25 protein-coding genes and 1 pseudogene are annotated in these 25,302 nt (G+C 36.0%); 23 read left to right on the forward strand and 3 right to left on the reverse strand.

The features are described from left to right. The first annotated feature begins 312 nt into the window (after positions 1-312). The 4 genes and pseudogenes from SB773_RS07460 to SB773_RS07475 all read left to right on the forward strand — a co-directional run bounded on the left by SB773_RS07460 (position 313) and on the right by SB773_RS07475 (position 3,250). Positions 313-1,530 (forward strand): annotated as a pseudogene (locus SB773_RS07460) (sensor histidine kinase). Beyond that, positions 1,520-2,164 carry a response regulator gene (locus tag SB773_RS07465; RefSeq protein WP_060750209.1) on the forward strand — a complete coding sequence of 215 codons (645 nt, stop codon included), beginning with the start codon at positions 1,520-1,522 and terminating at the stop codon, positions 2,162-2,164. The pseudogene SB773_RS07460 and the gene SB773_RS07465 overlap by 11 nt, the downstream one beginning before the upstream one ends. A 152-nt stretch (positions 2,165-2,316) precedes the next feature. Beyond that, positions 2,317-2,751: a hypothetical protein gene (locus SB773_RS07470; protein WP_060750210.1), complete on the forward strand. Its 435-nt coding sequence runs from the start codon at positions 2,317-2,319 to the stop codon at positions 2,749-2,751. 100 nt (positions 2,752-2,851) lie between these two features. Beyond that, positions 2,852-3,250: an Ig-like domain-containing protein gene (locus tag SB773_RS07475; RefSeq protein WP_060750211.1), complete on the forward strand. Its 399-nt coding sequence runs from the start codon at positions 2,852-2,854 to the stop codon at positions 3,248-3,250. A 66-nt stretch (positions 3,251-3,316) separates the two neighbouring features. Here SB773_RS07475 and SB773_RS07480 read toward each other — a convergent pair whose 3' ends face one another. After that, positions 3,317-3,457 (reverse strand): YflJ family protein, encoded by a 141-nt coding sequence (locus SB773_RS07480; RefSeq protein ID WP_000273535.1) that lies wholly within the window; start codon positions 3,455-3,457, stop codon positions 3,317-3,319. 152 nt (positions 3,458-3,609) lie between these two features. Between SB773_RS07480 and SB773_RS07485 the strand changes: the two genes are divergently transcribed. Next, entirely contained in the window at positions 3,610-3,972 is a 363-nt protein-coding gene (locus tag SB773_RS07485; RefSeq protein ID WP_002064091.1) for a hypothetical protein, read from the forward strand. 26 nt (positions 3,973-3,998) lie between these two features. Here SB773_RS07485 and SB773_RS07490 read toward each other — a convergent pair whose 3' ends face one another. After that, positions 3,999-4,184, reverse strand: a complete 186-nt coding sequence (locus SB773_RS07490; protein WP_000539551.1) for a YhzD family protein — start codon at positions 4,182-4,184, stop codon at positions 3,999-4,001. 168 nt (positions 4,185-4,352) lie between these two features. Between SB773_RS07490 and SB773_RS07495 the strand changes: the two genes are divergently transcribed. Genes SB773_RS07495 through yhaM form a run of 3 tightly spaced genes read left to right on the forward strand, consistent with a single transcriptional unit; the run spans position 4,353 to position 9,501 of the window. Continuing rightward, complete coding sequence (locus SB773_RS07495) at positions 4,353-5,594, forward strand: metallophosphoesterase family protein (protein ID WP_410589407.1); 1,242 nt, start codon at positions 4,353-4,355, stop codon at positions 5,592-5,594. Next, positions 5,591-8,515 carry an ATP-binding protein gene (locus SB773_RS07500; protein WP_410589270.1) on the forward strand — a complete coding sequence of 975 codons (2,925 nt, stop codon included), beginning with the start codon at positions 5,591-5,593 and terminating at the stop codon, positions 8,513-8,515. Before SB773_RS07495 ends, SB773_RS07500 begins: the two co-directional genes overlap by 4 nt. Positions 8,516-8,556: 41 nt before the next feature. Then, on the forward strand, positions 8,557-9,501 hold the full coding sequence (gene yhaM / locus SB773_RS07505) for a 3'-5' exoribonuclease YhaM (protein ID WP_002150118.1): 945 nt from the start codon (positions 8,557-8,559) through the stop codon (positions 9,499-9,501). A 353-nt stretch (positions 9,502-9,854) separates the two neighbouring features. On the opposite strand, the gene SB773_RS07510 is transcribed toward yhaM, so the two are convergent. Then, positions 9,855-10,034 (reverse strand): DUF4177 domain-containing protein, encoded by a 180-nt coding sequence (locus SB773_RS07510; RefSeq protein ID WP_000272495.1) that lies wholly within the window; start codon positions 10,032-10,034, stop codon positions 9,855-9,857. Positions 10,035-10,677: 643 nt separating this feature from the next. Between SB773_RS07510 and SB773_RS07515 the strand changes: the two genes are divergently transcribed. The 15 genes from SB773_RS07515 to SB773_RS07585 all read left to right on the forward strand — a co-directional run bounded on the left by SB773_RS07515 (position 10,678) and on the right by SB773_RS07585 (position 25,298). Then, entirely contained in the window at positions 10,678-11,622 is a 945-nt protein-coding gene (locus SB773_RS07515) for a ring-cleaving dioxygenase (RefSeq protein WP_002064094.1), read from the forward strand. A gap of 44 nt (positions 11,623-11,666) precedes the next feature. After that, complete coding sequence (locus SB773_RS07520) at positions 11,667-12,644, forward strand: ring-cleaving dioxygenase (RefSeq protein ID WP_060750217.1); 978 nt, start codon at positions 11,667-11,669, stop codon at positions 12,642-12,644. Between the two features lie 256 nt (positions 12,645-12,900). Then, positions 12,901-13,995 carry a response regulator aspartate phosphatase gene (locus tag SB773_RS07525; RefSeq protein WP_241875478.1) on the forward strand — a complete coding sequence of 365 codons (1,095 nt, stop codon included), beginning with the start codon at positions 12,901-12,903 and terminating at the stop codon, positions 13,993-13,995. Then, positions 13,995-14,201: a Phr family secreted Rap phosphatase inhibitor gene (locus SB773_RS07530; protein ID WP_241875479.1), complete on the forward strand. Its 207-nt coding sequence runs from the start codon at positions 13,995-13,997 to the stop codon at positions 14,199-14,201. Before SB773_RS07525 ends, SB773_RS07530 begins: the two co-directional genes overlap by 1 nt. A gap of 240 nt (positions 14,202-14,441) precedes the next feature. Beyond that, the gene (locus SB773_RS07535) at positions 14,442-15,314 is read left to right on the forward strand and encodes an alpha/beta fold hydrolase (protein ID WP_131246040.1); all 873 of its coding nucleotides are present in this window, start codon (positions 14,442-14,444) and stop codon (positions 15,312-15,314) included. Between the two features lie 77 nt (positions 15,315-15,391). After that, positions 15,392-15,592, forward strand: a complete 201-nt coding sequence (locus SB773_RS07540; RefSeq protein WP_044444077.1) for a sporulation YhaL family protein — start codon at positions 15,392-15,394, stop codon at positions 15,590-15,592. 194 nt (positions 15,593-15,786) lie between these two features. Further along, a complete protein-coding gene (locus tag SB773_RS07545; protein WP_044444076.1) occupies positions 15,787-16,638 on the forward strand; it encodes a DUF2935 domain-containing protein in 852 nt (283 codons plus the stop codon). Between the two features lie 292 nt (positions 16,639-16,930). Continuing rightward, a complete protein-coding gene (locus tag SB773_RS07550) occupies positions 16,931-17,557 on the forward strand; it encodes a DUF7018 domain-containing (lipo)protein (protein ID WP_410589276.1) in 627 nt (208 codons plus the stop codon). A 28-nt stretch (positions 17,558-17,585) separates the two neighbouring features. Beyond that, complete coding sequence (locus SB773_RS07555) at positions 17,586-18,659, forward strand: DUF3994 domain-containing protein (RefSeq protein WP_289403257.1); 1,074 nt, start codon at positions 17,586-17,588, stop codon at positions 18,657-18,659. A gap of 400 nt (positions 18,660-19,059) precedes the next feature. Continuing rightward, positions 19,060-19,509: a helix-turn-helix domain-containing protein gene (locus SB773_RS07560; RefSeq protein WP_410589278.1), complete on the forward strand. Its 450-nt coding sequence runs from the start codon at positions 19,060-19,062 to the stop codon at positions 19,507-19,509. Between the two features lie 90 nt (positions 19,510-19,599). Further along, positions 19,600-20,160, forward strand: coding sequence for a glycerol uptake operon antiterminator GlpP (gene glpP / locus SB773_RS07565; RefSeq protein WP_000394293.1), 561 nt, complete (start codon positions 19,600-19,602; stop codon positions 20,158-20,160). A gap of 228 nt (positions 20,161-20,388) precedes the next feature. After that, complete coding sequence (gene glpF / locus SB773_RS07570; protein ID WP_002030197.1) at positions 20,389-21,210, forward strand: glycerol uptake facilitator protein GlpF; 822 nt, start codon at positions 20,389-20,391, stop codon at positions 21,208-21,210. Positions 21,211-21,222: 12 nt separating this feature from the next. Beyond that, positions 21,223-22,713: a glycerol kinase GlpK gene (gene glpK / locus SB773_RS07575; RefSeq protein WP_410589281.1), complete on the forward strand. Its 1,491-nt coding sequence runs from the start codon at positions 21,223-21,225 to the stop codon at positions 22,711-22,713. Positions 22,714-22,846: 133 nt separating this feature from the next. Beyond that, the gene (glpD, locus tag SB773_RS07580) at positions 22,847-24,529 is read left to right on the forward strand and encodes an aerobic glycerol-3-phosphate dehydrogenase (protein ID WP_002030199.1); all 1,683 of its coding nucleotides are present in this window, start codon (positions 22,847-22,849) and stop codon (positions 24,527-24,529) included. A gap of 235 nt (positions 24,530-24,764) precedes the next feature. Further along, positions 24,765-25,298 (forward strand): sigma-70 family RNA polymerase sigma factor, encoded by a 534-nt coding sequence (locus SB773_RS07585; RefSeq protein WP_002011110.1) that lies wholly within the window; start codon positions 24,765-24,767, stop codon positions 25,296-25,298. Positions 25,299-25,302 lie beyond the last annotated feature (4 nt).

The following is a 25,302-nucleotide window of genomic DNA, read 5'->3' on the forward strand; positions in this document are numbered from 1 at the left end:
TGATTATTTCATTAGCACTAAATAAAAGGGAACAGAAAGTCGTCGTTTATACTTTGAGGAGATTTTGATTGTGCAAACTTTTAAAATATACATTAATTATGTAGCATTGTATGGATTGCTGAATAATAATCTTACATAAACATCAATGCATTTCGATATACAATATTTCATATTTGTATTTGGTAATGAGGATGAAGAGGAATCAGTGACTTATCCCGCTATTTGTGGGAGTCGGGCTGTATGTAAAAGCCTTCACTTTATCAAAATGTAAGCTGCATCTTGTATAGTATAATGTAGTGGTGGAGGTCAGATATGAAAAAAATAAGTTCAAATATAGATTTGGATACAAATGTATTGGAAGTGGTATTTATTCCAAGAAGGTTTATTATTTTATGAATTACACTCGTATATATAGCTTCAATACTTTTAGAATTTCGTAATAATATTTTCTCTATGGATAGTTTTTTCTTTACAATAGTCATTGTTATTCATACTATTTTTCATTGGTATGCGAGTTCATTAAAGAATAGGCAATTGTTGTACTTCTTTTTTGTACAACTTTTCATTGTTTTTTTGGCTGCATTTATTGCATCAAATGCTTCGATAACGATTTTTGTTGGATTAACTCCTATTTTAATCGCCCAAAGTTTATATGTTTATAACAATATATTTAAAGTAATGGCAGTTTTTACTCTCATGTATGCAATATTTTGTGCTGCAATTAGTATCAATTATGGTGTGAATAAATTAGCTATTCTTATCTCTATGTTTCTTTTAGTGTTAGCAATTATTATTCCTTTTTCCTATATTAATAAGCAGCAATTTGATGCACGTAATCGTATACAGAGCTACATCCGGGAGTTAGAGTCTGCATATATAAGAGTGGAAGAATTGACGTTGGCTAATGAAAGGCAGCGTATGGCAAGAGATTTACATGATACGTTAGCGCAAGGTGTAGCGAGCTTAATTATGCAATTGGAAGCAATAGATGCCCATATGCAAAAAGGGAATATAGGAAGATCTCAAGAGATTATGAAACAAACTATGATAAGGGCGAGACAAACTTTACATGATGCAAGGTTGGTTATTGATGATTTGCGTCATACTACCAATTCATTTAATGAAGCAGTAGTGGAAGAAGTTCAACGTTTTTCTGAGGCTACGTCTATACATGTGAGATTTACTATTCAAAGCCCCCCGCATATTTCAAGCGTAGTAAAGGAGCACTGTTTATATGTAATTAGTGAATGTTTAACGAATATCGCAAAACATTCACAGGCAACAGATGTTAATCTAAAAGTTGAATATACCGATGATCTTGAAAAACTTATTATTGAAGTTGAAGATAATGGAATTGGGTTTGACACTGGGTATATCGGTAAGAATCCTGGACATTATGGTTTAATTGGCTTAAATGAGCGTGTTCGATTGATTAAGGGAGAAATACAGATATTGAGTGAAAAGATGAAGGGTACGAAAGTTTATATTCAAGTACCTATAAATAAAGAAGGAGATAGCCATGAAGCATAACGTATTAATTGTAGATGATCATTTCGTTGTAAGAGAAGGTCTGAAATTAATAATAGAAACGAGTGATTCATTTCAAATTATAGGTGAGGCTGCAAACGGAGAAGAAGCCCTTTCTTTCATAGAAAAAAAGAAACCTGATGTCATTTTAATGGATTTGAATATGCCTAAAATGAGTGGTTTAGAAACAATTGAGGCTTTAAAGAAAAAACAAAATCATACGCCGATTATTATATTAACTACTTATAACGAAGATGAATTAATGTTAAAGGGAATTGAGTTAGGAGCAAAAGGATATTTGCTAAAAGATACGGATCGTGAAAATTTGTTCCGAACATTGGAAGCAGCTATTCGAGGTGAGATTTTACTACAACCAAATATTATGGAAAAGATAGTGAATTATAAGAGAAAAGAAATACATGCTGATAAGGTTGAAGGGAACAACTTAACAGAAAAAGAATTGTTTGTGTTGAAAGCTATTGCGCGCGGATATAAGAATAAAGAAATTGCATTCGATATGGGGATAGCTGAGCGAACGGTAAAAGCGTATTTAACAAATATATACAATAAATTAGGTGTTAATTCACGGTCAGAAGCAGTAGCTGTATCTATTGAAAGGAAGTTAATTCATTTTTAAAATATTATATATGCCCAATCGTACATTATAGGCCTGCCCTTTTGTACGATTTTTTTATTTCTTTCTCATGTTATGCTTCAGAAAGTATGAGAGATTTAAGAACAGTACAATTACAGACGTTTCTAATGTAGGAAAGGAAGAAGAATAATTAAATGGCAACTTTGTTTTTAATTTCGGTAGTAATTTTCTTTATTTGGATGCAAAGCAAACAAGTAAAAATAAACTGGATAGATATTATAACTTTTCTAATGATGATAGGTATTATTACTTATATGGCGCCGCAACCAATGACTAGGGATTTACAAGCAGAGTTACTGGCAGTTACGCTTTTTTCTTTTGCTATTGGTGTTTGGCAAGCTGGGGGAATTACAGTCTGTTATGAGGATGGAATTTTATATATTACAAATGGAAAACAGTATTCCATTTCATGGATTCTCTTAATAATTGGCAACATAATTATTATTAATACATTTGAAGGCGGATTTATATTTAATGGAGTGTGGTTCCTTTTGTGTAGTGTTGTCATTGCATCTGGGCTAAAAAACTGTATTATATGTGTTCTGTACAAATTAACAGTGCGAAATTGACTGGAAAATCAAAGCTGTTTTCTTTTATCCCAACATAGAACGTTTTGCTGTAAATTCATTTAAAGATTGCAGTTGATAAAAAATGGGGGAGTTAACACAGATGGTTCTACCTATTACTATATTTTATAGGTTTAGTTGGCTGGGGAGTTTTGCTTTTTCTTCAGAAAAGGTTAGCAGCAATCGAGCGTTTTCGAGGGCCGAAGAACTAGATGCTAATTTGTATGAAAGGAAATGTATAGATTCAGTTAGTAATATTCATGAGGAAATAACGATAGATTTTGTGGAATATGGTGATAATTATGTATCGGGCCGTGCAGAACCTCATTCAACAATTGTCATAACAAGTAGTGATATGTATGTTGGAAGTGGACGGGTTAATAAGTATGGAGAATTTAAAATATATACGAATGATTATCTGGAAGGGGATTTGGTAATAGAGATTCAGTTGATAATGGGTGGTTCCTATCAAGGAAGTATAGCGGTAAAGATAAAAAGTTAAGGTATGATGATTTTCTTTTTATTTATTAAATAAAAAGGAAGCAACCGTAGTCGCTTCCTACATCTATTAAGCCGAAGCTTTCTTCATTCTCTCAAGTAAACTAGATAAAATATGTGTACGATAAGATTCTAGTTTTTTACCTTCATAAGTACGAATCCCTAATTTTTTAAGTTCTTTTACATACCAACCTTTGCTTCCGAAATACATGTGATCGCTCCCCTTCAACTTTGTTTATTTGTCCTGATTGTACTTGGAGGTACGGGTAATATAATGAAGGAAATGAATTTCGCGCGAAAATGGTTAACTTTGTTGCAAAAGACATATATACTAAGGATAGTATACAACGAGGTGGGCAAGACGTGATTATAGAGAAGCACGAAATTCAAATTGACCAAATTACGAGCGGTAAAGTGAATATCTTTACTTTCTATAGAAATAGAAAGCAAGTTGATGATCATTTTTTACGATTACAAGAACCATCGCTTACAGCAAACTACTTCTTCCATTTTCATTTTGATGCAGAGAGCTTGCATCTTCTGCAGGAAGAGTTTCCAGGCGTATATCCGTACGACCGTAGTGACACGATTCACGACTGGACGGAAAAGATGAAAGCGGAATTGCAACATCAGATCCAAACAGGTAAATGGAATAAACGCGTACGTATCGGTAATCGCATTCTAGATGTGGTGTTTACGTGGTGTGACGAAGATATAGTAGAGTGAAAAAGAAGCGGATGACGCTTCTTTTTTTAGCGCTGGAATAAAACGAGCTTACCTGCAGAAGATGTGCAGCGATGTGTTTTTTCGTACAATCCTTTTTCTTGTAAAATAGATTCACCTTTTGCTTTCGCTTCTTTTTCAGTTGCTGCCTCGAATGATTCGTCTAATGCTTTTGAACCATCTTTTTCAAAGACTGTTAGAACGTATACTCCCATGAAAATTCCCTCCAATAATTAAAATCAGAATCTTATAACTATTTTGGCATAAATCAATAGAATATGCAAAGAAATATATGACATTGCGTGGTAAAATAAAAGGAAAGTTTTATGAGCACTAGATTTACTATTCGTAGTAAAGTACGGAAAAAGAAAGGATCGTTATTTGTGAAACAAGTGAAGTTTATACATGCGGCTGATTTGCATTTGGATAGTCCGTTTAAAGGGATGGAAATGAATGTATCACAGTCTGTTTGGGAGAGAATGAAGCAGAGTACGTTTGAGTCGTTCGAGCGTATTGTTGATAAAGCGATTCAAGAGCGCGTTGATTTCGTATTACTAGCTGGGGATTTGTATGATGCGGAGACGAGAAGTTTGAGAGCGCAAGTGTTTGTGCGTGAGCAAATGAAGCGACTTTCGCAGTACGATATTCCCGTTTTTATTATTCACGGTAACCACGATCATTTAGGAGGAAGCTGGGCGGCAATTGAGTTTCCGGAAAATGTTCATGTGTTTACGGAGCCTTATGTAGAAGAGAAGTCGTTTTATAAAAATGGTGAGCTGTTAGCTTCTATTTACGGTTTTAGTTATTTGCAGCAAGCGGTAACGGATAATATGACAGCGCAGTATACGAAAATGAGTGATGCGCCTTTTCATATTGGAATGCTTCACGGGAGTGTGGAAGGGGATGCAGAGCATAATCGCTATGCACCGTTTCAAATTCGTGAGCTGAAGGAAAAGCAGTTTGATTATTGGGCTCTTGGCCATATACATAAACGTGAAGTTTTATCAGAAGAGCCGTACATTATTTATCCAGGTAATATACAAGGTCGTCATCGTAAGGAAATGGGCGAGAAGGGCGCATACCTTATCGAGTTAACGAAACAAGGATCGCATTGTTCGTTTTTCCATACGGCGGATGTTGTGTGGGATGAGATTGAAGTTAGTATCGATGGACTTGAAACTGTTGATGATCTTATGACGAGCGCGTCAACTGCGATGAATGAATGCAGAAGAGAAGAGGAAGGCACGCTTTTAACTGTCGTATTTACAGGACAGGGGCCACTTTCTCCTTATTTGCGTGAAGACAAGCGCGTGGAAGAGATTTTTCATATTTTAGCAGCTGAAGAAGAGCGAAAAGACTTTGTGTATGCGATGAAGTGGAAAAATAAGACGGTTTCTTTTGCGGAAATTGAACGTTTGAAAGAAGAAAATCATTTCGTCGGTAGTGTGCTGAAAGAGTTAGAAGCTTTCACAAATATGGACGGAGTATTGCGCACCATTTGGACATCTCCTGTAGCACGTAATAGCATTGAAGCTTTTACGGAAGAAGAGAAGAAAGAGATTCAAAAGGAAGCGGAAAATATTATTTTAGAGCAATTATTCCAGCAAGAGAGGGATAAAAAATGAGAATTGAAAAACTCCATATTTATGGCTATGGAAAACTAGAAAATGTGGAAATGGATCTGTCAATGCTGACGGTGTTGTACGGTGAAAATGAAGCGGGAAAATCGACAATTCGCTCGTTTATGAAAAGTATTTTATTCGGTTTTCCGACGAGAGGACAGCGCCGTTATGAACCGAAAGAAGGCGGGAAGTATGGCGGAGCGGTCACTGTTCAAACAGAAAAGTACGGCCGTTTGAAAATTGAACGATTGCCAAAGACGGCAGTAGGCGCGGTGACCGTTTATTTTGAAGGCGGGAAAACTGGCGGCGAAGATATTTTAAACGATATATTAAGCGGTGTGAATGAAAGCTTATTTGATTCTGTTTTTTCATTTGATATGCATGGTTTGCAAAATATTCATCAGCTCGGCGAAGAGGATATCGGCAATTATTTATTTTCGGCCAGCGCAGTCGGAAGTGATGCGTTATTGCAGTTAGATAAAAAGTTAGAAAAAGAAATGAATCAGCGCTTTAAGCCGAGTGGTCGTAATCCTGAAATTAACGTGTCACTGCAAGAGATGAAGAAAATTGAGGAAAAGATGAAAGAGTGGCAAGGGAAGATTGGCACGTATGAAAAACAGGTCGAGCAGTTAAAAGAAAGTGAAGAGAAACTTGCTTCTGTTCGTGCGGAAAAAGAGTCAGCCGAAAGACGAAAGCAAGACTATGAAATATTAGCGGCGCTTGAGCCTCTCGTTATTGAAAAGAGTGCGCACGAGAAAGTGTTGAAAAGCGAGAACGGGCAGTTTCCTGTAAATGGGATGGCGCGCTATGAGGCGGTAAAGGCAAAGATAGAACCGCTGCAAGTACAAGTAGATTCGCTTCAAAAAAAGATAGAAACAGTGCAATCAGAAATTGATTCCACAGAAATAGATGAAGTATTTTTACAAAAAGAAAGTTACGTAGAAGAACTTCGTATGCAGCATATGTCTTATGAAAATGCACGCCAAGAAATGCGTGATATGACGGGAAGTATTGCGAATATAAAAGAAGAAATCGCAGAACTACAGCAACAAATTGGCGCTACTTTTGAACAAGAGACTGTTCTTTCATTTGATATAAGTTTAGCGACGAAAGAATTAATTACACAAACGGTGCAAAAAGCGAGAGAGTTAGAAACGCAAAAAACGCAGCTTGATGAACGTTTCAAAACGGCTCAGGAGCAATTAGAAGAGCAAGAAGAAAATATAAGACAAATAAGTCAGCAAATGTTAGCTGATGAAGAACGAAATACGTTAGTTGAGAGAGAAAAATCATTTCAGGATGCGGCATTTTTAGGTATGGGTGCAGAGAGAATGAAGCGCAAGTATGAGGAAAAAGCAGGAGCGGCTATGCAAAAGAAAAAACAGTGGCAAAGAATTTGTCTTCTGTTACTTCTTATTAACACGTTTGTTTTATTCACGAGTCTATTTATAGATAACCGCGCGCTATTATTTATTAGTGTCATTGTTTTTGTAGGGATTGTCCTTGCACTCGTTTTATATAAAGATCCTTCGGGTGGATTACAAGAAGAGCTTCTTACTCTTCAGCAAAGTGCTGGCGGTCGTCAAAGTGAAGAAGCGATGTCGGTTCGCTATCAGTTAGAAAAAGATGAAGAGATTCGAAAGTTATTTGAGCGAGAGTCGTATAAATTACAGCAAATGGAACGTGCTTATGATAAAGTCGTTTCATCTTATGAAGAATGGGAGAGAGAAACTTTCCGTACGGGAGAACAAGTAGATGCGTATAAAACGCGCTATATGTTCCCTGAATTTTATACGTATGCGCACATGTTGCCAGCGTTTGAGCGTATTGAAAAAATGCAGCAATTATATCGTGATTTAGAGAAGCAAAGTAAGCGGAAATCTTCATTGTATGAAATGATTTCGCACTTTGAGCATAAACTAGAAACTGTTATCGGTAGTAAAGAGTATAGGAATTTGCATGAGGCGCAAAGTCGTATGCAAAATGAAAAAGAGAAGCGCCAAAATTGTAAGCAGCTGAAAGAGAAGCTGGCGGAATGGCAAGAAGAATATGAGTTCATGCAAGAGCAATTAAAACAACTACTAGTAGATCGAGATGGGTTATGGCATATCGCAGAATCTACAGACGAAGAGATGTTTTTAGAAGCAGGTAAGCGGGCAGAGAAACGTGAAGACGCGGATAAGCAAGTGGGGCGTTTATTACCTCAAATTGATCTGTTAGAACAGCGCTTAACGAGTTTGTCATTAGCTGAACATTATGAGGCTGACGGTTACGAAGAAAAATTAAAGCAAGAAATTATAACCGCGCAAAACTGTCTGGCACAAGAGAAAGAATTGACAGAGCGTATTGCGAAGCATCGAATAGAAATTGCGAATTTAGAAGAAGGCAGTACGTATGGTGATTTACTACATGAGTGGGAAATGAAAAAATCACAAGTGCGTGAACAAGTGAAGAAATGGGCCGCCTATGCGGCTGCGAAGACAGTGTTAACGAAAACGAAGCAATATTATCATGAAGTGCATCTGCCTCGTATTTTACAAAAATCAGAAGAGTATTTCGTTTATTTAACGGGCGGGAGATATAGTAAAATATTCTCACCGTCAGAAGCGGAACCTTTCATTGTTGAACGTAACGATGGTGTGCGTTTTTACAGTCATGAACTGAGCCAAGCGACAGCGGAGCAGTTATATTTATCGTTACGATTTGCACTAGCGAAAACGTTTGAGCATGATTATCCATTTATTATTGATGATAGCTTCGTACATTTTGACGCGGTAAGGACGAATCGAACGATTGAACTTATAAAGGAAATTGCGAAAGATAGACAAGTTATCTTCTTTACATGTCATGCGCATCTACTCACGTATTTTACAGAAAATGAGATTATAAAATTAAAACGTAAGCGTAAAGAAAATGAGTTGTAGTATGCTATACTAAAAGTAACTGATTTGGTGGAGGAATTCGAATGAAAAAGAAAATTGCAGAATATGAAGTTGGTGAACAAGTCGATGTTTTCTTGTTAATTAAAACAGCGACAAAAGGTCTCGCAAGTAATGGGAAGCCATTTTTAACAGTAATCTTACAAGACCCAAGTGGAGATATTGAAGCGAAGCTATGGGATGTATCACCAGAAGTTGAGAAACAATATGTAGCGGAAACAATCGTTAAAGTAGCTGGTGATATTCTAAACTACAAAGGACGTATTCAATTACGTGTGAAACAAATTCGTGTTGCGAATGAGAATGAAGTAACGGACATCTCGGACTTTGTAGAAAAAGCTCCAATAAAAAAAGAAGATATGGTTGAGAAAATTACGCAATACATATTTGAAATGAGAAACCCAAACATTCAGCGTCTAACAAGACATTTGTTAAATAAGCATCAAAATGAATTTTTAGAATATCCAGCAGCGACGAAAAATCATCACGAGTTCGTATCTGGACTAGCTTACCATGTCGTATCGATGCTAGATTTAGCGAAAGCTATCTCGGCTCTATATCCATCGTTAGATAAAGATTTACTTTATGCAGGCGTTATTTTACACGACCTTGGTAAAGTATTCGAACTATCTGGCCCAATTTCTACAACGTATACGTTAGAAGGAAATTTACTAGGCCACATTTCTATCATGGTGAACGAAATTGGTAAAGCAGCAGATGAACTACAAATCGATGCAGAAGAAGTATTAATCCTTCAGCACATCGTCCTTTCTCACCATGGAAAAGCAGAATGGGGTAGTCCAAAACCACCATTAGTAAAAGAAGCAGAAATTCTGCATTACATCGATAACTTAGATGCAAAAATGAACATGATGGACCGTGCATTAGGACGCACAAAACCAGGCGAATACACAGAGCGTGTCTTTGCGCTTGATAACCGTTCGTTCTATAAACCGACGTTCCATAATTAATAGTGTGAATAGAATGGCCTCATTAAGTGTTAAAAGCTTAGTGGGGCTGTTTTTTATTGAAAATGAAATAAAATAGTTAAGAAGTACGCATGGGTGTAACGAAGAACTAATAAAACATATCTTGCCACTAGAATGGGAGCATATCAACTTTTTAGTTGAGTAACGCCAGCATTTCAGAAAAAATACAATAAGCTGTCCATATGGGCAGCTTATTTACATAATTCTCGTTATTGGAAGTTGATTAATATTAGCTTATTTGTCTTATAAGTTAAATTGAGAACAATTAGATTCCCAAATATTTCAGTTCTTTTTGTATGTTATTCAAAGCAAATCCCTCTCGTTCTCGAAAGGGGTTATTTGATTCGTTCGAAGATAATCTCAAAATATTGCGCGTATCCTGCGATTGATGGTGCAAAGATTTGAACAAATTTCCAACCGTCTTCAGCATGTTCGGCAATAATACGCTTATAATCTTCTTTAGGTTCCCCTTTCCAGTTATTAACTTCGACTTTCACGAATTTGTAATCGTACATATCCTTTCCCCCTTTTCCTAATTGTACCATTTCGGAGAATCGATTTGTTATGATTTTTGGATGTATATGGTATTCGCATTCAGTTAATATAACGTAACATTATCGGTAGCAAGGACAAGGAGGAACCCTGCTCTCACAAGGGAACCTCCTTTTTACGTTCTATGGATCTATACATTTTTTTATACATTCCTATCCTGAAGGGGATTTTAAGATTTCTGTTTGTTACTGAATTAGCTGAAAAACTGTATAAAACCTTGCATACTTCTTAGCGTGTTTTTTAATGCTGGCGATATCCTACATCCATCAACTTATGAATTTTATAATGTCTCCAAACCGAGAATTTCTTGTGTTTTTAGTCCGAAATTTTATGCAATAAAAAAACATCTCGAATTTGAGATAAATTACTTGCTTTTTAATCACTTGAAGTGTAAAGTGATAGTAACGAAAGCGATTGAGTCATATGAAAAACATACACTCACTTGCTTTCGATTTACAAAACAAAGTAACTTATTCAGTAAAAACTAAGATGAATTTACAAAAATATAATGAGAATAAATTGAAAAGCTAAAAACCATATTAGTGGTGGGAAATGTTATTTTTTTAGTTATCACTTGACTAGTAAAATGAAACGGAGGAATTATCAATGTATGAAATTAAAGGGCATCATCACATTTCAATGGTTACAAAAAACGGAAGTGAGAATAACCATTTTTATAAAAACGTGCTTGGTTTACGCCGTGTGAAAATGACGGTAAACCAAGATGATCCATCCATGTATCATTTATTTTACGGAGATAAAACAGGAAGTCCAGGTACTGAACTATCATTTTTTGAAATGCCTTTAGTAGGAAAAACGTACCGTGGTACGAATGCAATTACGCGAATCGGATTACTCGTTCCTTCAGAGGAAAGCTTACATTACTGGAAAGAACGATTTGAGAAATTTGATGTGAAACATAGTGAAATGACAACATATGCAAATCGTCCTGCTTTGCAATTTGAGGATGCGGAAGGTCTTCGTCTCGTGCTACTCGTTTCAAACGGAGAAAAAGTGGAGCACTGGGAAACGTGGGAGAAATCTGAAGTTCCAGCTGAACATCAAATTCAAGGAATGGGTTCAGTGGAAATGACAGTGCGTAGACTTGATAAACTAGCGAATACATTAACAGATATATTTGGTTATAAAGAAGTTAGCCGAAGCGACGAAGAAGCGATTTTCCAGTCTATTAAAGGAGAAGCCTTCGGAGAAATCGTTGTGAAATATTTAGATGGTCCTACTGAAAAGCCAGGCCGCGGTAGCATTCACCATTTAGCGATTCGCGTGAAAAACAGTGAAGAGCTAGCTTATTGGGAAGAACAGGTGATACAAAAAGGTTTCCATTCTTCAGGCATTATCGACCGTTTCTACTTTAAAAGCTTATACTTCCGTGAATCAAACGGAATCCTATTTGAAATTGCGACAGATGGACCAGGATTTACAGTTGATGGAGATGTAGAGCATTTAGGAGAAAAACTTGATTTACCGCCGTTCTTAGAAGAACAGCGAGCAGAAATTGAAGCGAAATTAGCACCTATTGAAGAGAAATAATAGAAGAGAAAATATAAAATTTAAAACCATTGGAGGAATATAAAATGAACCAATTAAAAGGAATTCACCACGTTACAGCAATTACAAGTAGTGCAGAAAAGAACTATGAATTTTTCACTCACGTTTTAGGAATGCGTTTAGTTAAAAAAACAGTAAACCAAGATGATATTCAAACGTATCATTTATTCTTTGCAGATGATAAAGGTAGTGCAGGAACAGATATGACATTCTTTGACTTCCCAGGTGTTCCAAAAGGAGTACACGGTACAAATGAAATTTCAAAAACTTCATTCCGCGTGCCAACTGACGCAGCACTAGAGTATTGGGTGAAACGTTTTGAACGTCTTGAAGTAGAACATACAGGAATTAAAGAGCAATTTGGTAAGAAAACTCTTTCGTTCGTTGACTTTGATGATCAACACTATCAATTGATCTCAGATGAATTTGATAAAGGCGTGGAATCAGGTACACCTTGGCAAGACGGGCCAGTCCCATTAGAATATGCAATTACTGGCTTAGGACCTGTATTTATCCGTATCGCGAACTTTAGTTATTTCAAAGAGGTGCTAGAAAAAGTTCTATTATTTAAAGAGATTGCTCAAGAAGGAGAATTCTATTTATTTGAAGTGGGTGAAGGTGGAAACGGTGCCTCTGTCATTGTAGAACATAATACGGTTCTTCCTGAAGCACAACAAGGTTTTGGTACAGTGCATCATGCTGCATTCCGCGTAGAAGATCGTGCGGTATTAGAAGAATGGATTGAGAGAATAGGTAGCGTTGGACTTCCTTCATCAGGTTATGTAAATCGTCACTTCTTTGAGTCATTATACGCAAGAGTTGCACCGCAAATTTTATTTGAATTTGCAACAGACGGCCCTGGCTTTATGGGAGATGAGCCATACGAAACACTTGGAGAAAAATTATCTTTACCTCCATTCCTAGAGCCAAAACGTGAAGAAATTGAAAAATTAGTTCGTCCAATTGATACAGTGAGAAGTACGAAGGAATTTATTAAAGAGTAAAAATAGAGATAGTAAGTAGAAGAGCAAGTAGTTTTAGCGAATCGCTGAAATTGCTTGCTTTTTTATTTGGTCTACAAAGTTTTCTGACAAATGTTTCTCAAGTTTTCGAAATAGAAATATTTGGTATAATGCTTTTAAATTATAAATTTTCTGACAATTATTTTTCAATACATAGAAAAGAGGTGATAATATACAATTTAGATAATTGTATAAATATCCTAATTTTGTAAGTTTGGAGAAAAGGGGATGCGAAGCTATGGGAGCAGATGTAGTAACGAAGGAGCAAATGAAACATTCTTTAGATGATTGGTATCGTGTAATGTTGCAGCAACATATAGAGAAAGCTACGGAAATGAAAGAGGAGATTGATAGTAAGATTAGTGGTTTGGAAGTCGATCAGGATGTATTGCTTTATCATGCGTTATTGAACTTTAGATATCAAGTTTTGAATGATTGGGTTTCCGTTAAAGATGATAGTTTTAATCAAGTAGAATCTTTTGAAGCTCCGCAAGAAGGTATGCTAGCTTATTGTTATCATTTGTTTAAAGCACTTTATTTTAGAATGATTGAAAATTATGAGGCAGCTAGTAAAGAATTTGAACAGGCAAAAATATTATTAAAATATATTCAAAATCCTTGTGAAAAAGCAGAATTTAATTATCGTTTAGGTGAATTTTACTATCATACATACCAGGAAGTAAAAGCTATTCACCATATTCAAAAAGCAAAAGAAGAATTTGTAAATCATCCTGGTTATCAAATTAATATTGCACTATGTGAAAATATATATGGTTTATGTTGCGTGGAATTAAAGCAATTTGAATTAGCAGAAGAAAGTTTTAATATTGCTTTAGATGTGTTCCAAAGAGTAAATCATAGAAAGTACGTTCTGATGATTAGAAATAATTTAGGTTGGTTATATGGTACTCAAAATCTATCTGATTTAGCAATTCGTCATGCCTCTGAAGTTGCCGAGAAATTACCTAAACATTATAAAGCGATTTTCACAGTGGCTGAAGAGTATTGTAAATTGGGTAAAACTGAGTTGGCAGAAAAATACATTGCAATGGGAATTGAAATATGTAATGAATTAAAAAATAAAGAATTTCAATATCGTTTTATGATACTGGAAGAATTGAATAAGGGCTCTAATGCGAATGAAATGGAGGGAATTATATTAGAAGGAATTTCGTACTTTGAAAGTAAAAATATGTTAGAGTGCGTAAAAGAATACAGTGAAAAATTAGCAATGCAATTTTATGAAGAAGATAATCATATCAAAGCAAGTAAATATTTTTATATAAATAATAAAGCGAATAAAAAATATTTAGAAAAAGGAGCTTTGAAATAATGAAAAAACTTAGTAGAGTAATAACTGGACTAGCACTTTTGGGGACTTTAGCGATAGGTTTAAACAGTTCTACTGAATCCAATCAATACGCTACTCGAGGGGATACTGGAGGAGCGCCAGCAAGACCAGACTACGTTAACATTGGAGATACAGGCGGAGCACCAGCAGATAATAAAGGCGACGGCGGCGGAGTAAGCCAACTATAATAAAAATAAAGAAAGGACTTCACATGGAAGTCCTTTCTTTATTTTTTGGCCATGTAGAGAAAAGAATTGACTTACTTTAAATATGTAACTATAATAGTTACAAAATAACCATCATTAATAGAAATGAGTTATATTTTTTTAATATAATTGTAACTAAAGTGGTTACAATTAAAAAAGAACATAAAACAACCAAATAATGTAAAACCTTTAAATAGCAACATGAGAAAGGAGACGGGGATTTTGAAACGGTTTAAGTTTTATATGATTAGCGGTATTGTTCTTGTTTTATTAATAGTATGTAACTTCGTTGATAAGCCGATTGCGAAGGTTGAAGAAGTGAAAGATACTGTGATGATGAGGCTGAATACGAAAGAGAGTATGGCGCAGATTGATGGGCAGACGATTTATTTTAAGCAAATTGGTGAGGGGAAACCGCCTTTACTTATGCTTCACGGATTTGGTGGTTCTTCAGATGGGTTTGGTGATATTTATCCGGAACTTGTAAAGGATCATACGATTATTGCGGTTGATATTTTAGGGTTTGGGCGTTCTTCTAAGCCGGTTGATTTTCAGTATTCGTTTCCTGCGCAAGTAAATTTATATTATAAGTTAATGAAGAAACTCGGATATGATCAATTCGCAGTACTTGGTCATTCGATGGGCGGAGAGATGTCTCTAAATTTAGCGTATTTATATCCGGATGCAGTAACGCATCTCGTTTTAGCGGATTCTACAGGGATAGAGTCTTTCCAGCAAAAAGAAAGTTATGAAGTGCCGCCACTATCGACAGACTTACAAACTGTAACAGAGATTACGGATTATAATAAAAATGAAGTGAAAAATAGTCGCGATGATAAAGAGCATTATGATCAGCTTACGAAAATGAGAGAGCGCCGCATTGCGATGGAAGCAGATAAAATTAAGGTACCGACTTTAATTATATGGGGACGACACGATAAGAGTGTTTCTTGGAAAAATGGTGAACTGTATCATGAACTATTTGCAAATAGTACGTTCCATATCATTGAAAAAGGATACCACGCACCGTTTCGCCAGGAACCAATAGAGTTTATGGAATATGTACAAGCGTTCTTCGCGAAGAATCCACAATAAAATTTTAAGCATAAATCCACTTCTTTCCTCATAAAGTGAAACTAATAAGGCTTGTCTAAGGAAAGGGATGAACGAAAGTGGAAACTTTACCATGGTGGATTTATCTTGTAATCATTGGGATCGTATTGAGTGGCTACATGGTTTTATATACTTCGAAAAAAGAGCAAGAGATGGATAATGATTTTATCGAAAAAGAAGGCGAAGTATATATGAAGCGCTTAGAAGAAGAACGAGAGAAACGGAATCAGGATACTGATAAGGATTCGGTATTGCTTTAATAGAAATTTTGAAAGGCTATCACCTAGTAGAATTTTATATATAGGTGATAGCCTTTTTCTTCTGGGGGAGCAGGTTATATAAGTTTAACTTTACATGTATACAATATTCATCATGAACTTTTATTGATGGTATTTATATATTTTTTTACTCATAAGAATGGAACTAGCGCAGTATTTACTGGGGGGGATTAACAATGCATAGGGATGAAACATCATTACATCCTGATACAGGTGTTACATCTGTAATGTTTGTTGAGCGTTCATTAAATGAAATTCGTTTTTGGTCTAGAATCATGAAGGAGCATTCTTTTTTTCTTCGCTTAGGGTTTAGATGTGAGGATACTCAACTAATCGAAGAGGCTAATCAATTTTATCGATTGTTTGAACATATCGAACAAATAGCGCATTCCTATACAAATGAAACAGATCCTGAGCAAATAAAAAGATTTAATTCAGAAGTACAACAAGCCGCAACTAATATTTGGGGATTTAAACGAAAAATTTTAGGATTAATTCTCACATGTAAATTGCCAGGACAAAATAACTTTCCATTGTTAGTTGACCATACGAGTAGGGAAGCTGATTATTTTAGAAAACGTTTAATACAATTAAACGAAGGTAAATTAGATGCTCTTCCTGATGCTATTATTAAAGAAAATGTTTTCTTTTTAAGGATTATGGCAGACCATGCTAAATTTATTGGTCATCTTCTTGATCCATCGGAAAGAAAGCTTGTAGACACAGCGCGGAATTTTAGCAATGATTTTGATGAATTGATGTATCAAGCAATTGACTTAGAATCTATGAAACCACAATCTCAAACAGTCCCACTTTTAGATCAATTTTTAGATCAAAATCGTGTGTCGGTTGCATCTCTTCGGGATTTTAAGAAAACAGCACGTGATTTAATTGAGCAATGTAAAATAAAGAGTATCATTCATCCATTATTAGCAGACCATGTTTTCCGTGAAGCTGATAGATTTCTTGAAATAATTGATATGTTTGATACTCATCTTACAAATATTCAATCACAACCTAGATATTAGAAGATAAGGAAAGATAATATTTTACTTTCAGCTGAGAAGTTAACAATTTATTGTTAGCTTCTTTTCTTTGTGAATAAAATTTCTTTTTGTTTAGTAAATTCCCCTGTGAAGACTTCATAAATCCCTTTGACCAAATATGTAATTCTCTGTAAAATGATATATATGGAAAGATTATGAATATACAGGAAATCTATGGATAGTAGATTCTAATAAATTATTCGGGGGGAATTTATTAGTTAAGTATATTAACTTGTTTGCACTGAATTTTACAAATAAAGGGGTATTAGTAATCATGAAAGCAAAGAAATTAGTAAGTTTAGCGTTACCAGTTATGTTATTGAGTGGTTGTATTACAATTGAAACTGATGGTAAGAAAGCTGAACCAAAGAAAGAAGAAACGCAAAAGGTAGAGAAAGAGAGTAAGTCAACTGATAGCAAGAAAGAGGATAGCTTATCTGTAGCGAAAGGTGAAGATACAAACAGTAGTTCATCAAGTAGTCAACAAAGTTCTTCTTCTAATTCTTCAACTGGTAAGGTAACTGGTTCAGATGTTGAAAGATACAAGGCAGATATTATAAACAGTGCCACTCAAATTGAAGATACAATGAAATTAATTGAAGGAATAGCAGATTCAGACGTAAAATCATACAAACAGAAGAAAAGTGAAGTACAACTGAGTTTAGGTGGAGCAAAGGCAACTGCAACGAAACTGAAGAATCTACAAGCGCCTCCTGAATTACAGGGAGAACAGGCGAAGATAAAGCAATCGATGGAACTGTATGCGGATTGTTTTCAACTTCTCTTTGATGCATTGGATCAAGAAGACGAGAGTAAAATGCATCAAGCAGTAAGTAAAGCACAAGAAGGTTCAAAACTGTTTGAAGAAGCAGCGAAGAGTATCGGTAGTAAAACCAACTAAGAATAAATGACTTAAAGGGGTATGAGGTATGAAAGTGAAGAAATTAATAGCGGCTGCAGTTCCAGTTGCTTTGTTATTAAGTGGTTGTGTTACAGTAAAAGATTCGGTAAATAAAGAAGAAAAGACAGAAGAAACGAGTAAATCTAAGGCTTCTGAAACGAAAGAAACATCAATTAATTCGAAAGAAGAAAGTAAAGAAGTTCAAAAGGTTCGAGTTTTAGATGAAGATTATGCACAATATTTATTAGACATTGAACAGGATATGTTAAGACGATTTGATTACTATGATGCTTCTGTAAGGGATTTGAGAAATGGAAGTAAATCAAAAGCTGAGGTATTAGATAGTATTAAAGACATCTATAAAGTATTTGATAAGATAGAGAAGATTTCCGCACCGCCAAAACATAAAGAAGACCAAAAAGAGATTGAAAGAGCGACAGGTAAACTAAGAGAGACATTCGGTGAAATAGAGAAGTTATTCAACGATAAAGGCTTCAGCTTAGAGACTGATAAGGAAATCTTAAATAAAGCAAATATAAAACTAGAGGAAGCAAAACGTATTTGGAAACCTACATTCGATAAGTTAAGATCCGAAATAAAAGGTGATACAGCCACAGAAAAATCTACTAGTACAACAAGTAGTTCTACATCGACAAAACCAACTACTGATAGTCAGGCTCAAACAGATAAAAGTCAAGCTAAAACGGGGGTATTTGTAGGTACAGTTGGTACAAGTGAAGAGTTAGGAATTAGTTATGGAAACATGGAGAAGAACATCAAAGATGGGACTGAGATTATTGGTAACTGGGGTATTGATTACGGTAGTGGCATAAAAACTACGTTAGTACTAAAAGGTGATAAAACATTTGAGTCCTATGCGAATGGTTCTTATCCGAATAAAGATAACTATTTAACAGGAACATATGCGGTAGATGTTCCGTCATTCCAGTTATCCTTAAAAGTAACAAAAGCAGTTAAAGACGGTCAAGAAGTAAAGCTAACAAATGATAGTATGATGTATAAATTACAAAACTATGATGGAAACACATTACAAATTTATCATATGGACGATAACGTTCGTATTCGTTATGCAAAACAATAAAGAATTGGCACAAAAAACTCTGTAATAAATTTTACAGGGTTTTTTGTTCATTCTAATTGTATTTCTTCATTAATTTCCCTGGCGCTATCCATATTAGTATAAGTTGAGAAATCAACAAAACGATTTTCTTTCTGGAGAATGATAAGGAGGGTAATCAGGATAGTGATAAGGATTCGGTGCTGCTTTAATAGAAAAAGTTTGAAGAAGAGAAAAGGATTTTGTTTCTCTTCTTTTTATTGTTCGGGAAATTATTATAGAAGAAAAATATATGAAATCGACATGATACATAGCGTCATTTTTAGATGTAACGCACAAGTTGCACAGGTTACGCAACGATAACTAGCTTTACTCTTCATCATTTATTTGACCATACTAGACATAGAGAGGTGATAAACACAGTATGATTTTTAGTGAACGTTTAAAAGAAGAAAGGGAAAAAAGAAATTGGTCGCAAAATGATTTGGCTGAAAAAATTCATGTAAGTAGGCAGTCTGTTTCGAAATGGGAGACGGGAAAGAACTATCCGAGCATTGAAATTATTATTCATTTAAGTGATCTGTTCGGTATTACAATTGATGAGTTATTGAGGAGTGATGAAGAGTTGACGCAGAAAGTAATTGAAGATAGTAAACAATTAGCGTATCCAAAATGGAAGGTGTTTTTTGATAGTCTATTTATGTTGGGGGTATTTTTGTTTGTTACAAAAATCGGTATATGGATGTTAAATAAGTTTGCAGGAACAAGCATTACAATTGTTGCAGACGCACCATATGTAATGAATTTTTTACCGCTCCTATTAATGATTATAGGTGGTACGGTTTCTGATAAATTGAAGAAAATATATAGATAAGAGAAAGATTTGTAAGAAATCCCCTACACTAGCTGTTCTTTTCACCCAAATTGTGTACTATAAAGGATAGATAGGAAGGGGACGTTTAGAATGGAATTTCATGAGCAAAAGATTTTGCCGGCAGTGAGGCAAATTAAAGATTTGGAGAAGCTATTACATAGTTCGTATGAGTATATTGTTATTTTAGATATTCATGTCGGTCAATTGAAGAGTGTTGTATCGCTCGCGAAGCAGCATAATAAAAAAGTATTTTTACATGTGGATTTGATCCATGGATTACAAAGTGATGGGCATGCGACGGAGTTTTTATGCCAAGAATATAAACCGTACGGGTTATTATCGACAAAGGCGAGCGTAATTATGAAGGCGAAGCAAAAAGGTGTCGTCTCCATTCAACGCATCTTTTTAATTGATTCTAGCGCAATGGAAAAGAGCTGTAATTTGCTAGAAAAGACGAAGCCGGATTATATAGAGGTGCTTCCTGGTGCGTTAACGGGTGTCATTGCTGAGGTGAAAGAGCGTACAGGTGTACCAATTTTAGCAGGTGGTTTTATTCGAACGGTAGAAGACGTTGAAAGAGCGTTAAATGCTGGTGCGACAGCAATTACGACATCGAAAAAAGAATTATGGAAACATTACCAAAAAAAGTGACGAAAATGTGAAAAAATTCTGTTGACACCGCTTTCATTAAGGGTTAACATTATAGACAAGTTAATAAACGTGACGGAGAAAAGAAGAGATCCACATTTTATTGTTTCTATATATATTATATAGAAGCATGTAAGCTGTGGATCTTTTTCTTTTGAAAAAAAACGAATGGCCATTCATTTTACCTCTATCACTTTTCGAAAGCATTTAAATTGATTGTGGAGGGATTTTATGTCAGCATTTTTAGGGGAATTAATAGGGACTGCATTGTTAATCTTACTTGGTGGCGGCGTTTGCGCTGGTGTAAGTTTAAAGAAATCGTTTGCGAAAGATTCTGGTTGGATTGTAATTACAATGGGTTGGGGTCTAGCGGTTGCTATGGCAGCGTATGCAGTTGGATCAATTAGTGGGGCACATTTGAATCCAGCTTTAACGATAGGACTTGCTTTTAAGGGAGCGTTCCCATGGAGTGATGTACCTATGTATATCGCAGCACAAATGATTGGGGCAATTATCGGGGCTGTTCTTGTATATTTACACTACTTACCACACTGGAAAGAAACAGAAGATCCAGGAACAAAGTTAGGTGTATTTGCAACAGGTCCAGCAATTCCGAACACATTTACAAACCTTTTAAGTGAAATGATTGGAACATTCGTTTTAGTATTTGGTATATTAGCAATTGGAGCAAATAAATTTGCAGATGGTTTAAATCCATTTATCGTAGGTTTCTTAATTGTAAGTATTGGTTTATCATTAGGTGGAACAACAGGATACGCAATCAACCCGGCTCGTGATTTAGGTCCGCGTATTGCACACTTCTTCCTTCCGATTGCAGGAAAGGGCGGTTCAAACTGGAAGTATGCATGGATCCCAGTAGTTGGTCCAATTCTAGGTGGATCACTTGCAGGATTATTCCATCAAGTTGTATTTGAAGGAAAACAAAATTCAGCACTTATTTATGTGATTATTACAACTGTGATTGTACTAGCAATCTCTTATATGACAAGTAAAAAAAGTGGAGCTACTACAAATAGTAGAAAAGTAGCATAGGGGGAAACTGATATGAAAAAATATATTCTTTCATTAGACCAAGGAACAACAAGCTCACGCGCAATTCTTTTCAATAAAGAAGGAAAAATCGTTCATTCAGCTCAAAAAGAGTTTACACAACATTTTCCAAAGCCAGGCTGGGTTGAGCATAATGCACAAGAAATTTGGGGATCTATTTTAGCAGTTATCGCAACTTGCTTAAGTGAAGCAGATGTGAAGCCAGAACAAATCGCTGGTATCGGTATTACGAACCAACGTGAAACAGCGGTTGTATGGGATAAAACGACTGGAAAACCAATTTATAACGCAATCGTATGGCAATCTCGTCAAACAGTTGAAATTTGTGATGAGTTAAAAGAACAAGGTTATAGCGAGATGGTTCGCGAAAAAACAGGTCTTTTAATTGATGCATACTTCTCTGGTACGAAAGTAAAATGGATTTTAGATAACGTTGAAGGTGCAAGAGAAAAAGCAGAAAACGGCGAGTTATTATTCGGAACAATTGATACATGGCTTGTATGGAAATTGTCTGGCGGTAAAGCGCACATAACAGACTACTCAAATGCATCACGCACATTAATGTTTAACATTCACGACTTACAGTGGGATGATGAGCTTCTAGACATGTTAACAGTACCAAAGAGCATGCTTCCAGAAGTACGTCAATCATCTGAAATATATGGAGAAACAATTGATTATCACTTCTTCGGTCAAAATGTACCGATCGCAGGTGTAGCTGGTGACCAGCAAGCAGCATTATTTGGACAAGCTTGTTTCGGTGAAGGTATGGCGAAGAACACTTACGGAACTGGTTGTTTCATGTTAATGAACACAGGCGAAAAAGCAGTAGCTTCTGAGCATGGCCTATTAACAACAATTGCATGGGGTTTAGATGGTAAAGTGAATTACGCATTAGAAGGAAGTATTTTCGTAGCTGGTTCTGCAATTCAGTGGTTACGTGACGGACTGCGTATGTTTAAAGATGCGAGCGAGAGCGAAGTGTACGCTAGCCGTGTTGAATCAACTGAAGGTGTATACATAGTACCGGCATTCGTAGGACTAGGTACACCGTATTGGGATAGTGAAGTACGCGGCGCTATGTTTGGTGTAACACGCGGTACGACGAAAGAGCATTTCATTCGTGCAACGCTAGAATCTTTAGCATACCAAACGAAAGATGTACTATGCGCAATGGAAGCAGATTCAGGTATTGAACTAAATACATTACGCGTTGATGGCGGAGCAGTTAAAAATAACTTCTTAATGAAGTTCCAAAGTGATATTTTAGACGTTCCTGTAGAGCGTCCAGTGATCAATGAAACGACAGCTTTAGGTGCAGCATACTTAGCTGGTCTTGCGGTTGGATACTGGAAAAACCAAGATGAAATTAAAGCACAGTGGCATATGGACAAACGCTTTGAACCAACGATGGAAGCGGAAACAAGCGAAGAGCTATATGCTGGATGGAAAAAAGCAATTGAAGCAACTAAAGCTTTCAAATAATCATAAACAGTGTTATAATGATGACAAGTTAATAATTCGGTAGGAGATTTGGAGAGACCACAACACGCTATAGAGGCGAAATCTATAGCGGAGCTTGTGGTCTCTTTTTTCGTTATCAAAGGGAGGAATTACCATGAAATTTTCAAGTAAACAACGTAAAGACGTATTAAATGGAGTAAATAAACAAGAGTTAGATGTGATCGTAATTGGTGGAGGTATTACTGGTTCTGGTATTGCATTAGATGGGGCAACACGCGGTTTATCAACGATTGTGTTTGAAATGCAGGACTTTGCAGCAGGTACATCAAGTCGTTCAACGAAACTTGTACACGGCGGTTTACGTTATTTAAAACAACTTGAAGTGAAAATGGTAGCAGAGGTGGGGAAAGAGCGTGCGATCGTATATGAGAACGGTCCCCATGTAACAACACCGGAGTGGATGTTACTTCCGTTCCATACAGGCGGCACGTTCGGGTCATTCAGTACATCAATTGGTCTTCGTGTATACGACTTCTTAGCAGGTGTAAAACGAAGCGAGCGCAGAAAGATGTTTAACCGTGAAGAAACGCTAAATAAAGAGCCTCTTGTAAAACAAGAAGGATTAAAAGGCGGCGGTTACTACGTAGAATATCGTACAGACGATGCGCGTCTTACAATTGAAGTAATGAAAGAAGCGATTGAACATGGTGCGAAAGCTGTTAACTACGCAAAAGTAGACAGTTTCTTATATAAAGATGGAAAAGTATGCGGTGTACGTGTAATCGATTTACTAGACGGAGAAGTGTATGAAGTTTACGGTAAGAAAATTGTAAACGCAGCTGGTCCTTGGGTAGATACACTTCGTGAAAAGGATAACTCTAAAAAAGGGAAAGTACTTCAGTTATCAAAAGGTGTGCATTTAGTAATTGACCAAAAACGTTTCCCATTAGGGCAAGCAATTTACTTTGATACACCAGATAAACGTATGGTGTTCGCGATTCCTCGCGAAGGAAAAACGTACGTAGGTACAACAGATACGTTCTATGATAAAGACGCAGCTGTACCACACATGACAACAGAAGATCGCACATATATTATTAATGCGATTAATTACATGTTCCCAAGCGTGAAAATTACAGAAAAAGATGTGGAATCAAGCTGGGCTGGTGTACGTCCGCTAATTTATGAAGAAGGTAAGAATGCATCTGAAATTTCTCGTAAAGATGAAATTTGGACTTCTGAATCTGGTTTAATTACAATCGCGGGCGGTAAATTAACAGGATACCGCAAAATGGCTGAAATGGTAGTAGACTACGTAACGAATCTATTACAAAAAGAAGGCCATAGCGCATATAAGAAGAGCGATACGAAACATATGCCAATCTCTGGTGGTCATGTAAGTGGTTCACACGGATTCCCGGCATTTGTTGCGAAAAAAGCAGGCGAAGGTACGAAATATGGTTTAACGACAGCACAAGCGGAAAAATTCGCGAAATTCTACGGCTCTAACGTTGACGTACTGTTTGACTTAGCGAAAAAACATAAAGACGAAGCGAAAGAATACAACATGCCGCTAGACGTTCTAATCCCGCTTGTATACGCAATGGATTACGAAATGACAGCGAAACCAGTTGACTTCTTCGTACGCCGCAGAGGCGCTGTATTCTTCAACATCCACTGGGTATACGAGTGGAAAGAAGCAGTAATCAACTACATGGCTGCGAAACTAGGTTGGAGCAAAGAAGAGCAAATGAAATACACAGCTGAATTAGAAAAAGCGTTAAGAGATGCTGTAATTCCTGTAGATCAACAAGAGCAGGCAGCTGCTTTAGCGTAAAATAGAGAACCACCTGAAGGGGAGCCTTTAGGTGGTTTTTTGTTTTATTATGAATGCGCTAAAATCTCAACTAAAGTGTTGTATTATAATAAAAGATTTACTCTTCGTAAAGAGAATTAAGTTTGAAATAAAGGTTTAACGAAACGGTATGGACATTGCCAGCCGTATTTTTTTATGAATTTATAAAACTTTTCCATGACGTGCGTCGTCTAATAAATGGGAAGGAGGAAATGATGTGGATGAATTAACGGTAGAAGCGTTTGAAATAGAAGATAAGGAACTCCTTATCGATGAAATCATGAACAAATATGGACAAGAAGTCTTACAGCTTGTGTATTCATATGTGAACAATAAAGAAGTCGCTGAGGATTTAACGCAAGATATATTTGTGAAATGTTATAAATCTCTTCATACATACAAAGGGAAATCGAATGTGAAAACGTGGTTGTGGAGAATTGCGATTAATCAATGTAAGGACTACATAAAAAGTTGGTATAACAAAAAGGTGATCGTGACAGAGGATGAAGCTGCTTATATTGGGGTTCAAAATGATAGTGTCGAACAAACTGTTATTCAAAATGCGAAGGACCGTGAACTGGCTTCTGCAGTAATGAATTTACCGATAAAATATCGAGAAGTCATTTATCTATTTTATTATGAAGAACTATCAATTAAAGAGATTGCTATTGTAATAGAAGTGAAAGAAAACACGATAAAAACGAGACTGAAAAAAGCGAAGGAGCTTTTGAAGAAAGGATTGGAGGAATAATCAA

The organism is Bacillus sp. SIMBA_074 (genome assembly GCF_046534555.1).
Classification (GTDB): domain Bacteria; phylum Bacillota; class Bacilli; order Bacillales; family Bacillaceae_G; genus Bacillus_A; species Bacillus_A mycoides.

Coding starts and splice junctions, on each gene's coding strand:
- SB773_RS07465 (WP_060750209.1), top strand. CDS start 1,520: ATGAAGCATAACGTATTAATTGTAGATGATCATTTCGTTGTAAGAGAA.
- SB773_RS07470 (WP_060750210.1), top strand. CDS start 2,317: ATGGCAACTTTGTTTTTAATTTCGGTAGTAATTTTCTTTATTTGGATG.
- SB773_RS07475 (WP_060750211.1), top strand. CDS start 2,852: ATGGTTCTACCTATTACTATATTTTATAGGTTTAGTTGGCTGGGGAGT.
- SB773_RS07480 (WP_000273535.1), bottom strand. CDS start 3,457: ATGTATTTCGGAAGCAAAGGTTGGTATGTAAAAGAACTTAAAAAATTA.
- SB773_RS07490 (WP_000539551.1), bottom strand. CDS start 4,184: ATGGGAGTATACGTTCTAACAGTCTTTGAAAAAGATGGTTCAAAAGCA.
- SB773_RS07500 (WP_410589270.1), top strand. CDS start 5,591: ATGAGAATTGAAAAACTCCATATTTATGGCTATGGAAAACTAGAAAAT.
- yhaM (WP_002150118.1), top strand. CDS start 8,557: ATGAAAAAGAAAATTGCAGAATATGAAGTTGGTGAACAAGTCGATGTT.
- SB773_RS07510 (WP_000272495.1), bottom strand. CDS start 10,034: ATGTACGATTACAAATTCGTGAAAGTCGAAGTTAATAACTGGAAAGGG.
- SB773_RS07515 (WP_002064094.1), top strand. CDS start 10,678: ATGTATGAAATTAAAGGGCATCATCACATTTCAATGGTTACAAAAAAC.
- SB773_RS07520 (WP_060750217.1), top strand. CDS start 11,667: ATGAACCAATTAAAAGGAATTCACCACGTTACAGCAATTACAAGTAGT.
- SB773_RS07525 (WP_241875478.1), top strand. CDS start 12,901: ATGGGAGCAGATGTAGTAACGAAGGAGCAAATGAAACATTCTTTAGAT.
- SB773_RS07530 (WP_241875479.1), top strand. CDS start 13,995: ATGAAAAAACTTAGTAGAGTAATAACTGGACTAGCACTTTTGGGGACT.
- SB773_RS07545 (WP_044444076.1), top strand. CDS start 15,787: ATGCATAGGGATGAAACATCATTACATCCTGATACAGGTGTTACATCT.
- SB773_RS07550 (WP_410589276.1), top strand. CDS start 16,931: ATGAAAGCAAAGAAATTAGTAAGTTTAGCGTTACCAGTTATGTTATTG.
- SB773_RS07555 (WP_289403257.1), top strand. CDS start 17,586: ATGAAAGTGAAGAAATTAATAGCGGCTGCAGTTCCAGTTGCTTTGTTA.
- SB773_RS07560 (WP_410589278.1), top strand. CDS start 19,060: ATGATTTTTAGTGAACGTTTAAAAGAAGAAAGGGAAAAAAGAAATTGG.
- glpP (WP_000394293.1), top strand. CDS start 19,600: ATGGAATTTCATGAGCAAAAGATTTTGCCGGCAGTGAGGCAAATTAAA.
- glpF (WP_002030197.1), top strand. CDS start 20,389: ATGTCAGCATTTTTAGGGGAATTAATAGGGACTGCATTGTTAATCTTA.
- glpK (WP_410589281.1), top strand. CDS start 21,223: ATGAAAAAATATATTCTTTCATTAGACCAAGGAACAACAAGCTCACGC.
- glpD (WP_002030199.1), top strand. CDS start 22,847: ATGAAATTTTCAAGTAAACAACGTAAAGACGTATTAAATGGAGTAAAT.